The following is a 12,582-nucleotide window of genomic DNA, read 5'->3' on the forward strand; positions in this document are numbered from 1 at the left end:
TATTTATAACAATGTACATAAATATTTAACCATTCTAGCGTGCTAAATAAAGCGCTAACTGCGTTATAAATTTTTCATGTAGAACAACTACATGTCAAAATTTAGGCCTTGTTATCACTGTATTTATCTGTCGCTATAAATGGTCAGTAACTTAACACGATTGGTATTAGAAGTGATTAAAAAAGGCATGCCAGTTAAGCGCTGGGTTGTGCTTGGTGGGCTGTTAGGGCCCGTTGCATGGTGTTTATTTAATTTACATTATCGTCGCGCATTACTGCGCTGTGTGGGTATCCGTGCATGTGCTTGGCGCGCTTAAGATACAAGGCGTTATGCTTGTTGTACTAAACTCAACGCTGCTTGGTTTTGTTGTTTTTGCAAAAATTCAGTAAATTCAATTCGTGAGAGCGGTTTTGAATAATAATAGCCTTGCATTGTTTCGCAATTTAGCTCTTCTAATATCGCAATTTGATCCGCCTGTTCCACCCCTTCAGCGACAACATGTAAGTCTAAGTTATGGGCAATAGTGACAATAGAGTCCACCATATTGCGTCCACGCTCGGTTTGCATATCATCGATAAAGGCTTTATCTACTTTTAAAGTATTCAATGGAAATTGTTTTAAATATGCCAATGATGAGTAACCGGTACCAAAGTCATCCATTGCTAAATGGATACCACGGGCGCTGAGTGAACGCATAATCGCAATCGCATCTTGTGGGTCGTCCATTACCGTGCCTTCGGTGATTTCAAGTTCTAAAAAGTATGATGGCAAAGCATGATTTTGCAAAATTACATCAATACGGGTAGTTAGATCTGGTAGGCTGAACTGCTTAGCAGATAAATTCACGGCAACACGGCCATTAAATAAACCCGCGTCCAGCCAAGCTTTCACATCGCGGCACGCTTTATTGAGTACCACTTCACCAATTTCAATAATTTGCCCGGTTTCTTCTGCAATAGGAATAAACACGCCCGGGCTGATAATACCTTTTTTCGGGGTAATAAAGCGTACTAGGGCTTCCATACCGGTGAATTTACCCGTGCGAATATTCATTTTTGGTTGGTAGTACACTTCAAAGTGATCTTCTTTTAAACCAAAGCGCATCAGGTTTTCAATCTGTAAACGTTTCACGGCTTGGCGGTTCATGGTGTCGTTGAAGAATAAGTAGCTATTGCCTTTCTTTTTCGCATGATACATCGCGGTATCGGCATTTTTTAGCAACAGTTCAGGGGTATTACCGTCTTCAGGGAATAACACGATACCGACACTGGAGGTGATCACTAATTCATGACCAGCCATTTTAAATGGCGTAGCAATGGCTGCTAAAAACTGTTTTGCCATACGGGTGATGGTATGGATATCGTTAGTGCCAGACATAACAAGTGCAAACTCATCCCCCCCTAAACGATAAAATACATCCTTTTCACGGGTTAATTTGTTTAACCGCATTGCCAGTTTAGCCAGTAAGCTATCGCCCAACTGGTGGCCTAATGAGTCATTAATCTTTTTAAAGTTATCTAGATCAAAGACCAGCAATGCATGGTGGTTGTCTTTTTTTGCAAGCTTTTTTAAATCAGTAAAAAAGAGATTACGGTTTGGCAAACCGGTTGTGCGGTCTCGGTTTGATAAATTATGTAGCTGCGACTCTGCTTTTTTACGTTCGGTTAAATCAGAAAAAACAATTACATAATTACAAATTTGATTATGTTCGTTTTTAATTTCATCAATTGAGATCTCAATCGGGAGTAGTTTTCGCTCACTATTGCGTAATTTTACTTCTTGTTGCCAGTGTTCTGTTGCACGTACCGTGTCTTTAATATCATCAATATAACTTTGTTCGTAGCCGGGGAGGGTAAATGGTTTATTTAAGTAATTATCTCGATTACCGCCAAACTGGGTCAAAAAGCTAGGGTTAAGATCAACCAAGTTAAAGTTTTTATCATAAATTGCCAGTGCATCGGTGAGTGATTCAACACATTTAGCAAATAGATTGAGTCGCGCCTCGGTTGATTTTAATTGGGTAATATCACGCACTGTGCCGGTCATACGGAGCGGGTTTAAGTTGGCGTCTTTTTCTATTATTTTGCCTCTATCGAGTACCCAGTGCCAACGATCAAAGCTGTCTTTTATTCGGTAACTGGCTTCAAAAAAGGCCGTTTGCTCTGCAAAATGCTGTTTTAAAAGTAGCTCTACCTGCGCTATGTCATTTGGGTGGATCAGCGCTTTATTGGGGGGAACGTCAATGATGGTATTTTTATCCATCCTATATTTATCGTTTATGCGCAGCACTTCACCGGTTTTTATATTCCAATCCCAAAGGGTGTCACCACTGCCTTCAACGGTGCTTTTTAAGCGTCGTTCAGAAATACTTAATTGCTGTCGTGAGCGGCGTAACTTGTGAATAGTGAACAACAAATACGGAAGTACCAGTGCAACAAAGGCACTAGGTAAGTACACCATTATGGTATGAAAATCGACAACCTCAGTGCTATGGCTCAGTGGGCTATAGCACAGTAATAATGTGACGAATATGGATGCGTTGGCTTTTATTTTTTTTATTATCATTGTGCACTTCTGTTTTTTGCACCTGATAATCTAATAGAAGCACGCTGTTGTGTCAAAGAGATTGCGAAGAAAGTACTGTTTTTGTCGACTTACTTGTTTTTGGCACACTTGTTAGTTCATATCTTGGTCTAGATCCGCTAAAAGTTTCGCGAATATAGGCTGTTATTTGCGCTAAGCTGAGGCTGTCGAGTGCTTCCAGCAGTTTTTGTTGCATATGAAAATGATGATCTTGGTTACCAATAGCAAGCCATAAACGTTGCGAACGTAGTCGTAAGTTTTTATCTTTTTCGGCAATATGGGTGATTAAACCATGCTTTTGTTGTTGCCACTGCTCTTCGTTGAGTTGTTGTAATGAATCTAAATAATGCTCAATAAATGCATTGTGGCGCTCAAGCAGCGCGTTTGCTGAATAATTTGGCGACTGTACATAAAAAGCAATCCCAGCACGGGTATTAAAGGGCGCGTAACCGGCACCGACTAAATAACCTAGCTGTTGTTTGGTGCGTAACTCGTTAAAGTAGTCTTGATTAATAAGATGGTTGAGTGCCATCATTTTAACTTTTTCAGTGACATCATCGGTTTGCGCTTGATAGTAAATAACCATCGCATAATCGTTACAGTTAAGGGTCTGCGCTGAGCGGGTGATTTGTTCAATTTCAAATAATGGCCGAGCCAAATCTTCAATTGTGGCTGACTTGGCTAAATGGTGAGCCACTTTCTTTTGAAACTCAGTCGCATCACTTTCGCGCCAATTACCATGTAAAAATGACTCAACATGCAAGGCATTAAAAAATTCGCGACGAAAACAATTAAATTGCTGGAAACTGGTATCTTTCAGTGCCACAGCAAGTTGCTCTGGCTCAGGGTTCCAGGGCATTATTTTTGCGCCAAGTACGCTAAATAGTTCGCCGACGGGTTTATTTTGGTTACTGTTACGCCAGTGGCGCACTAGCTGCTTTTTATATTCTGCAAAGCGCTTGGCGCAAATATCGACATTAAACAATGCTTCGAGTAGTTCATCAACCAACTCCAATTGACTAGATGACAATCCGGCAGTGTGTAAGGTTAAGCCGCCTTGATGTGATGTTAAGTGGTAACTTAATCCTGCAAGTTCAGCGGGGTAAAATTGCTCTGCAACACTGTCCATAAATAAGTCAGCAAATAAACGCGTCAGTGCCATGTGCTTGATGTCTTTAACAGCAAAGTCGGAATCCATTGCTAAATAAAAATGGCCTTTGGCTACTCGAAAGGTGCTGTCTTGCTTGAACCAAAAATCGAATCCGGGCTCTTTGACTAGCAATCTTGGGTGTGAATATGCCTGTTCAACATCATAGAGTAAGACTTCTTTGCTCAAATAGGGGTTTGCTGTGGGTAACAGCATTTCAGGTAATGGTGCATTGATTTCACACAGTGCTTCAAGCCAGCAGCTTGAGATACTCTCGACTCGATATGGCGTATGGTACCACTGAGTTGTGTGTTCAGGCTCAACATCAGGGTGGATCAATACCAAGCGCATATTATGAGGTGTTAACCATTGCATAGCGGTTTGGTGTGCGGTTTGATTAAAGCCATCCATTAGGTAGTCACCTTGTACATAGTTGGCTTCATCGTAGTGCTGCATATTAATACTTAGGTTACTAACCCAGTCTATTAATCGCGCTTTTTCTTGGTTATCAAAGGCAATTTGCAATAGATTTTTTTTATCTTGGTATAAGCGTGGTAATTTATCGATGTTTTGGTTAATTAAACAAATATACTCAAACACCATTTCAACGATGTCTTCATAGTATTCAATCCCTTCATCAGTCAATGCCATACTGATATTAAAGTCTTTAAAATTACTGCCGTTAATGCCGCCGCCAGCTGAAAGTGCGTTGATCCAGCCTTGTGCTTTTAAAATCGAATACAGTGAGCCTTGCCCTTCGTAACCTAATAAGTGGGCAATAAAACTCACCGTTTTGTGGCGATAAAACTCATCAATATTAGGCATGGCAAAACTTACAATTAGTTTTTGCATATGCTTATGTGGCTCTATATGCAGCACTTTACAGAGATCTTGTTGGCGATATAAAGAGGCTGCAATCACAGGTTTTGGCTTAGCTTGACCTTTAATATCACTAAACAGGGTATTAACCCATTGCACCATAGTGTCTATATCTGCATCGGAGCAGATCACTAGGCTCATCCATTGCGCTTGATAATGTTCTTCAAAAAAGTGGCGTAACTCTTTGCTTACACAACCATTGCGATCAGCTAAGGTTTGTTGATTGCCTACGGAAAATTTAGCAAACGGATGAGCGGGATTGACGGTTTCTTTATGTGCTTGATAAATTCGTCGGCCATCATCTTTTATTTTTAATTTAAATTCTGCATCAATAGCATTTCGCTCTTTTTCGGTTTCAGCTGGATTGAGTAATGGGGCAATGAAAAACCGACTGAATTGATGCAGTGCATGCTCAAACTCTTGATTATTAATATCAAAGAAATAACAGGTGTGTTCAGTCCCCGTCCATGCGTTGGTATTACCACCGGCTTGAGAAACAAAATTGCCAAAGCCTCCAGACTCAGGAAATTGATCTGTTCCTAAAAAAAGCATATGCTCTAAAAAGTGTGCGAGCCCTTGTCTGTCAAGCGGATCGTCAAAATGTCCTGCATTGACTGCCATCGATGCGGCGGCTTTAGTTGAATCTTTATCTTGCACTAACAGTACTTTTAGACCATTGTCCAGTGTAAGGGCACGGTATGTTCTGTTATCATTGCGGCTGATATTCAAATGATGCTCCTGAAACGTTAAGTTTACTCGTTAACAACAATAATGATAGCTTCAGGATTACGATTTAATGGCTAGCGATTTCTACCTGAATATCATGAGCGAAAATGTATGACGTTGTTTTAATATAGCGGACAAACAGGCAAACTGGCTACTGTTTTATATTCTTTAATTGGTTGATTTTTTATGAAAACAATCCTAATAATGCGCCACGGCGAAGCGACACCAATGCAAGCCGACGATGCTAGTAGAAATTTGACCTCGGTTGGCCAACAACAGGCTGAAAAAATGGGTTTGTGGTTGCAAGCAACGCATGCCCCTAGTGCCTTATTAGTAAGTCCATATATTCGTGCCCAGCAAACTGCTGCAGGCGTAAAAAAGCATAATGCTTTTTTATTTGAGGAGACCTGTGCGGACATAGTACCAGAAGGTAATCCACAAATTGCAGGGGATTATTTGGAAACTTTGATAGCCATGCACCCTGAATGTGATACCTGGTTAGTGGTGGCACATATGCCAATAGTTAGCTATTTAGTTGATCAACTCAGCACCGGAAACATGCCTATTTTTAATACAGGGGCTGTCGCGGTGATAAGTTACGACGAAAATAATCAACGCAGCCAATACCTCAGTATTCACGCTCCAAGCAACGTTGAAGTCTAGACTCATATGTAACCTTGCGTTCATGTCAAAATTTGCTAAATTAGCGCCACACTAATTATAGCTGAGATTAACTATGACAATTGAACGCCTGCAAACAGGTGCGCGAATGAGCCGCATCGTTAAACACAACGGCACCGTTTATTTATGCGGCCAAGTGTGTGCTGATGCAGAAAAGAATATCACCGAACAAACACAAACCATGCTTGATAAAGTTGAAGTATTGCTTAATGAAGCGGGGAGCTCTAAAGAGCACATGCTCAGTGCCACCATTTATGTAAAAAGCATGGAATATTTTGCAGATATGAATGCGGTGTGGGATGCGTGGGTACCTGAAGGGCATGCGCCAGCACGCGCCTGTGTTGAAGCTAAAATGGCACGTGATGCCTTGTTAGTTGAAATTTCAGTCGTTGCAGCAATTAAGTAACGATAATTATTGTTCCATTTGAAAATGACTCACGCAGTTAGTGCTTTATTTAGGTTACTTCAGTAGTTAAATAGTTAAGTCGCTTGGCATAACTAGCTGGGTTATTTCGCTACTCCCTTTTATCAGGTCAACATTACACTAGTTTTGTAAGTGACTAATTTTAAAAAGGAGTAGCCATAATCTGTATTCAATGTCTTGTCAAAATCGCTTTTAATTTCAACGACGCTCGCATCTTGAGGTAGCTTGGGTATAATTGTGCGTCTTTTTTCAAATATTATAAGGTAGTGCGGGTGGTTAACCTAGGTCAATTGTTTGGTGAGCTAAAAACGTGTCTAAGAAAAGATCAATTCATCTTTAAAAAACGCCTTCATGGCATAAAAAAAATAACCGATGAAACAAAACAAGCGGCCGTTGTTGAAAAAATCACCGCGGATATTACCCGCAGCCAAGATTTGCGTGAAGTGCGCTTAGCTCAATTGCCGACAGTAACTTACCCGGAGCAATTGCCTGTTAGTCAGAAAAAAGACGACATTAAACAAGCAATAGCGCATAACCAAGTGGTGATTATTGCAGGCGAAACGGGTTCTGGTAAAACGACACAAATTCCAAAAATGTGCTTAGAACTTGGCCGTGGTGTTGATGGTTATATTGGACATACGCAACCTAGGCGACTTGCAGCCCGTAGTGTCGCGGATCGTATCGCTCATGAGATGCAATGTGAACTTGGCCAGCAAGTCGGTTTTAAAATACGTTTTAGCGATCAAGTTTCTGATAATAGCTACATAAAATTAATGACCGACGGTATTTTATTGGCTGAAATTCAACAAGATCGATTTTTGAATCAATACGATACTATTATTATAGATGAAGCCCATGAGCGTAGTTTAAACATTGACTTTATTTTAGGTTATCTCAAAAACCTATTACCAAAGCGCCCTGATTTAAAGGTGATCATTACCTCAGCAACCATCGATCCAGAACGTTTTTCAAAGCACTTTAATGATGCGCCAATCATTGAAGTATCAGGGCGGACATTTCCAGTCGATGTACGCTATAGACCGCTGGTTGACATTGATAAAAATGACATGGAAGCCGAAGGCGACCAGTTGCAAGGGATATTCGATGCCGTTGACGAACTCTGCCAAGAAGGGCCAGGTGATATATTAATCTTCCTAAATGGTGAGCGAGAGATCCGAGACACAGCTGATGCACTTAGTAAGCGTAATTTAAAAGGGGCTGACGTATTACCTCTTTATTCTCGATTATCAAATGCAGAGCAAAATCGAATTTTTGCCCCGCATAGCCGTCGCCATATTATTTTATCAACCAACGTTGCTGAAACATCACTGACCGTACCCGGTATTCGCTATGTAATAGATCCGGGTACTGCGCGAATTAGCCGTTATAGCTATCGCACTAAGGTGCAGCGTTTGCCTATTGAAGCTATTTCTCAAGCTAGTGCTAATCAACGAAAAGGGCGCTGTGGTCGTGTTGAAGCGGGTATTTGTATTCGTCTTTATTCAGAAGAAGATTTTAATTCACGGCCAGAGTTCACCGATCCAGAAATACTGCGTACAAATTTAGCGTCTGTAATTTTAAAAATGCTAGGTCTAGGTTTAGGTGATATGGCGCAATTCCCGTTTGTGCAAGCCCCAGATAGCCGAAATATTAACGATGGTTTAACTTTGCTTGAAGAACTTGAAGCGGTAAAACCAGGACGACACAAAAGCACGACTCAACTTACTAAATCGGGACTAGAGCTCAGTCGCTTGCCGGTGGACCCGCGGTTAGCAAAAATGGTGCTAACAGCACAAAAGATAGGTGCGCTGCGCGAGGTAATTATTATTGTCGCGGCATTGTCGATTCAAGATCCGCGAGAGCGCCCACAAGAAAAACGCGCTGTGGCGAATGAAAAACATGGTCGCTTTGATGATCCTGATTCAGATTTTATCGCATTTTTAAATTTGTGGAATTACCTTGAAGAACAACAAAGTGAATTGAGTAATAGCCAGTTTAGGAAATTGTGTCAAAAAGATATGTTGGCCTACATGCGTATTCGTGAGTGGCAAGATATTGTTTATCAGTTGAGCACTGTGTGTAATGAGATGGGCATGAAAGCCACCACGAATGTTGCTGATGGCGATAAAATTCATCAAGCCTTACTTAGTGGCATGCTAAGTCACATTGGTTTTAAAGATGATAAACAACTTTATAAAGGCGCGCGCAATAGCCAGTTTCATATTTTTCCAGGTTCAGGGTTATTCAAAAAAAGTCCAAAATGGTTGATGTCGGCTGAATTAGTTGAAACCAGTAAACTGTATGCACGTATTAATGCCAAAATTAATATCGATTGGGTTGAACCACTTGCACAGCATTTAGTAAAACGCAGTTACAGTGAACCTCATTGGGAGAAAAAGCCGGGGGCAGTGATTGCTTTTGAACAGCAAGTGTTATACGGGCTTGTAATTGTGTCTAAACGCCGCTGTGTTTATAGCAATATAGACCCAAAAGTAAGCCGCGAGTTGTTTATTCGCAGCGCATTAGTTGAGCAGGATTTAGGTCAAAATGAAGGCTTTTTACAATTTAATCGTGAATTAATTGAAGATATCCAAACCCTTGAAAACAAAAGTCGGCGTCGGGATATTTTGGTTGATGAGCAAACCTTGTATGAGTTTTATGATAAGAAGATCCCTGCGCAAATAAACAATCGTGCAGCATTTAATAAATGGTATAAAACGCAAAAACAACAAGATAAACACTATTTGCATATGACCCGTGATGATTTAATGCAGCATGGCGCAGATAGCGTTACTGAGTTTGATTACCCTGATGTATGGCAGCAAGGTAACCTAATGCTACCTCTGAGTTATCATTTTGATCCGGGTCAAGCTGTTGATGGGGTGGCGGTACACATTCCCGTGGCTTTGTTAAACCAAGTGGAAGAGACTGGTTTTGATTGGCATATCCCTGCATTTCGTCATGAGTTGATCACCGGCTTAATTAAATCGTTACCAAAATCATTGCGTCGTAACTTTGTGCCTGCACCAAATTATGCGGATGCCGTATTGGCCGCTATTGAGCCAATGCAAGGTAATTTTATTGAAGCGTTAACGACGCGGTTATTGCGAATGACTGGGGTAAGCGTGGAGCCAGATGCGTGGGATCTCACCACACTGGCAACTCATCTACGCTTACAGTTTGAAGTACGTGATGATAAGAATAATGTGCTTGCACGGGGCATGGATTTAGCGAAGCTCAAAGCACAATTACAAGGTAAAGTGACGCAAACTTTGTCTAAGGTTGCGGATAAAGGCATAGAGAAAAGTGAGCTCATACAATGGGACTTTGGTAAGTTACCCGTATCCTATGTTAAAAAACAAGGTCAGTATGAGATCAAAGCGTACCCAGCGCTGGTGGATAAAAAGTCTTCTGCGGCTGTTGAACTATTTGATAATGAAATAAAAGCACAAGCAGCTCACCAACAAGGGTTACGCCGTTTAGTCTTGTTAAATGTGCCATCGCCGATAAAATATTTACAACAACATTTACCCAATAAGGCAAAATTAGGTCTATATTTTAATCCGTTTGGTAAAGTGGCTGATTTAATTGATGACTGTATCGCCGCTGGGGTTGATAGCTTATTAGTTTCGCTTGGCGATGTTCGAACTGAGCAAGCGTTTGAAAAGGTTAAAGAGCAGATCCGTGGGGAGCTTGGTGATACAGTTGTGGCGATTGCTACACAAGTTGAACAAGTGCTTAGCATCGCTCATGCGTTGCATAAAAAGATGAAAGGCCGTGTTGATTTAACCATGATCACCGCGCACGGTGATATAAAAAGCCAACTCGAATCTTTAATATTTAAAGGGTTTGTTTCAAGTCATGGAGCCGATAAGCTCAGTGATTTAATTCGCTATTTAAAAGCGATAGAAAAACGCTTAGAAAAGTTGCCTGTTGACCCAAATCGTGACAGATTATGTGTACTCGAATTAGATAAAGTTGCTCAAGAGTATCAAAAACTGTTGAAAAAAGTACCGCCAGGAATGCCTGTACCACAACAATTACAGGATATTTTTTGGATGCAGCAGGAACTAAGAGTTTCACTATTTGCACAAACATTAGGCACACCATATCCGATTTCAGCAAAACGTGTGCTCAATGCTATAAAGGAAATTGATTGAGCTAGGGTTATTTATTATACCTAGCTCAAAGGAAAAATTTGAAGATGAGAAGGAACGAAATTAACCATGCGCTCATCCGCTAACACACCCTTGCGTTTACTAGTTGTAGACGACGAGTATTTTAATTTTGAGATGCTTAAAGTCGCTCTATCAACTAACTTTGAGCTCAGTTATGCAGAATCAGGTAAGAGCTGCTTGTCATCGGCAATAGCAAATCCGCCGGATGCTATTTTGTTAGATGTCTGTATGCCAGGCTTAGATGGCTATGATACTTGTAGAATGTTGAAAAATACCCCTGAAACTCGCAATATTCCAATTGTGATGGTGTCAGGTTTAGAGTCAGCGCAAGAACAACAGGCTGGGTTTGATGCCGGTTGCGATGCTTATGTAGTTAAACCTTTTTCAGTGGTGGGGTTGTTAGAGAAAATAAAAACGGTGATGTAAGGGGGCTAAATGCTCAATGAAGATAAACGTAACTTTAGGCGAATGCAGTTAAATGCAGATGCCAAACTAACGACACTTGAGCCAATTGCTGGCCAACAATTTGATGTAGTCTGTGTTGATTTAAGTGCAACGGGATTATCAGTTCATTTGGATGAATTACTTGAATTGGGCACCATTGTTAAAGTGAACATAGCTTCAACTAGCCCTGCGATTGCACCACTTGATGCAACCGCCAAAGTGATCCGTGCTAGCAAAGAGTGTGATGGCACGGTGACCGCAGGACTAGAAATAATGCAGTTCAATTAACCTGATGAGCTCAGGTTAATTCGTTGCGGTCAGTTTAATACACTTTACAGATCAGACCTTTTAGGTAAAAACCTTCAGGATAGCTACCTGCAATGGGGTGATCAGCAGCTTGATTTAAACGCTCCATGATCAATAAGTCTTTACCGGCATCGAGGGCAGCATCAGCGACGACTTTTTGAAATAAGTTCTGATCCATTAACCCTGAACATGAGAATGTGAGTAACGTGCCGCCAGGTTTTAAAATTTGCATGGCAATCATGTTGATATCTTTATAGCCTCGGCATGCACCTGTAAGCTGTGCTTTGTTATCAGCAAACTTTGGTGGGTCCATCACAATCGTGTCAAATAGCACGCCTTCTTCACGGTATTGACGTAATAACTTAAACACATCTTGTTTGATAAAATCAACACGGTTTAAATCTAACTCGTTGTGCTCAACATTGCGCTTAGCGGTATCAAGAGCGGGTTGTGATACATCAACGTTAGTGACATGTTCGCAGCCGCCGCGTAGTGCATATAATGAAAATGTCCCTGTGTAGCTAAAGCAGTTAAGCACTTTTTTATTTTTTACAAAACGCTCTAGTGCTGCTCGGCTATCGCGCTGATCAAGGTAAAAACCGGTTTTATGGCCTTCAAGAATATCAACTTCAATTTTAAAGCCATTTTCTTCTATTAACACGGGTTGCTCTGGTTTGTTACCCCATAACACGCCCATAGTTGGCTCCAAACCTTCTTTGCTTCGTACATCGACATCAGAGCGTTCATAGACATCACAGCCTGGGAAAATAGCGAGCAAAGCACCGACTATTTCGCCCTTATGGCGCTCTGCACCAGCACTTAATAACTGGCACACTAAAAAATTGTCAAACTTATCAATAGTAACGCCAGGTAAAAAGTCTGATTCTGCAGCACATAAACGAAAACCGGTTAAACCACCTTCAGTGATTACTTGCTCGCGAGCAGCAAGCGCTCGGCGTAAACGACGTTCAAAAAATGCTTGGTCGATCACTTCTTTTTCATCAAAACTCCACACTCGGGCGCGGATTTGTGAATGTGGGCTGTAAGCTGCAGTAGCTAAAAATTTACCGTCGTTATCGTGAATGGTTACTGTGTCACCTAAACTTGGTTTACCTTTTATTTTTTTGATGGCTTTTGAAAACAACCATGGGTGTTTTCTTTTCAGTGATTTTTCACGACCAGCTTGTAGGTATATAGCAGATGACATTAGGCTT

The 12,582-nt window shown here is 41.0% G+C and carries 9 protein-coding genes; 6 read left to right on the plus strand and 3 right to left on the minus strand.

Annotated features, from left to right (window positions below; all coding sequences use genetic code 11):
* Window positions 1-139: 139 nt before the first annotated feature.
* Window positions 140-316 (plus strand): hypothetical protein, encoded by a 177-nt coding sequence (locus CWB85_RS22480; RefSeq protein ID WP_016707938.1) that lies wholly within the window; start codon window positions 140-142, stop codon window positions 314-316.
* A gap of 11 nt (window positions 317-327) precedes the next feature.
* On the opposite strand, the gene CWB85_RS09000 is transcribed toward CWB85_RS22480, so the two are convergent.
* Window positions 328-2,460: a putative bifunctional diguanylate cyclase/phosphodiesterase gene (locus CWB85_RS09000; protein WP_016707937.1), complete on the minus strand. Its 2,133-nt coding sequence runs from the start codon at window positions 2,458-2,460 to the stop codon at window positions 328-330.
* A 157-nt stretch (window positions 2,461-2,617) separates the two neighbouring features.
* Window positions 2,618-5,338, minus strand: a complete 2,721-nt coding sequence (locus tag CWB85_RS09005) for an insulinase family protein (RefSeq protein WP_016707936.1) — start codon at window positions 5,336-5,338, stop codon at window positions 2,618-2,620.
* A 183-nt stretch (window positions 5,339-5,521) separates the two neighbouring features.
* On the opposite strand from CWB85_RS09005, the gene sixA reads away from it, so the two are divergent.
* The 5 genes from sixA (at window position 5,522) to CWB85_RS09030 (ending at window position 11,350) form a co-directional block, all read left to right on the plus strand.
* Window positions 5,522-5,998 carry a phosphohistidine phosphatase SixA gene (gene sixA / locus CWB85_RS09010; RefSeq protein WP_029216078.1) on the plus strand — a complete coding sequence of 159 codons (477 nt, stop codon included), beginning with the start codon at window positions 5,522-5,524 and terminating at the stop codon, window positions 5,996-5,998.
* A 73-nt stretch (window positions 5,999-6,071) separates the two neighbouring features.
* On the plus strand, window positions 6,072-6,422 hold the full coding sequence (locus CWB85_RS09015) for a RidA family protein (protein ID WP_016707934.1): 351 nt from the start codon (window positions 6,072-6,074) through the stop codon (window positions 6,420-6,422).
* Window positions 6,423-6,712: 290 nt separating this feature from the next.
* Window positions 6,713-10,600 carry an ATP-dependent RNA helicase HrpA gene (hrpA, locus tag CWB85_RS09020; protein ID WP_138554683.1) on the plus strand — a complete coding sequence of 1,296 codons (3,888 nt, stop codon included), beginning with the start codon at window positions 6,713-6,715 and terminating at the stop codon, window positions 10,598-10,600.
* A gap of 66 nt (window positions 10,601-10,666) precedes the next feature.
* A complete protein-coding gene (locus tag CWB85_RS09025; protein WP_016707932.1) occupies window positions 10,667-11,044 on the plus strand; it encodes a response regulator in 378 nt (125 codons plus the stop codon).
* Between the two features lie 9 nt (window positions 11,045-11,053).
* Window positions 11,054-11,350 (plus strand): PilZ domain-containing protein, encoded by a 297-nt coding sequence (locus tag CWB85_RS09030; RefSeq protein WP_016707931.1) that lies wholly within the window; start codon window positions 11,054-11,056, stop codon window positions 11,348-11,350.
* Between the two features lie 34 nt (window positions 11,351-11,384).
* Here the strand turns inward: CWB85_RS09030 and CWB85_RS09035 are convergent, their stop codons facing one another.
* Complete coding sequence (locus CWB85_RS09035) at window positions 11,385-12,575, minus strand: class I SAM-dependent methyltransferase (RefSeq protein ID WP_029216076.1); 1,191 nt, start codon at window positions 12,573-12,575, stop codon at window positions 11,385-11,387.
* Window positions 12,576-12,582 lie beyond the last annotated feature (7 nt).

The sequence above is a fragment of the Pseudoalteromonas sp. S1727 genome (assembly GCF_005886375.1).
GTDB classification, from domain to species: Bacteria; Pseudomonadota; Gammaproteobacteria; order Enterobacterales; family Alteromonadaceae; genus Pseudoalteromonas; species Pseudoalteromonas haloplanktis.

What these genes read in the sequence shown, in the direction of transcription:
- CWB85_RS09035 (WP_029216076.1), bottom strand. Translation starts at nt 12,575, where the DNA reads ATGTCATCTGCTATATACCTACAAGCTGGTCGTGAAAAATCACTGAAA.
- CWB85_RS22480 (WP_016707938.1), top strand. Translation starts at nt 140, where the DNA reads ATGGTCAGTAACTTAACACGATTGGTATTAGAAGTGATTAAAAAAGGC.
- CWB85_RS09000 (WP_016707937.1), bottom strand. Translation starts at nt 2,460, where the DNA reads ATGGTGTACTTACCTAGTGCCTTTGTTGCACTGGTACTTCCGTATTTG.
- CWB85_RS09025 (WP_016707932.1), top strand. Translation starts at nt 10,667, where the DNA reads ATGCGCTCATCCGCTAACACACCCTTGCGTTTACTAGTTGTAGACGAC.
- CWB85_RS09015 (WP_016707934.1), top strand. Translation starts at nt 6,072, where the DNA reads ATGACAATTGAACGCCTGCAAACAGGTGCGCGAATGAGCCGCATCGTT.
- sixA (WP_029216078.1), top strand. Translation starts at nt 5,522, where the DNA reads ATGAAAACAATCCTAATAATGCGCCACGGCGAAGCGACACCAATGCAA.
- CWB85_RS09030 (WP_016707931.1), top strand. Translation starts at nt 11,054, where the DNA reads ATGCTCAATGAAGATAAACGTAACTTTAGGCGAATGCAGTTAAATGCA.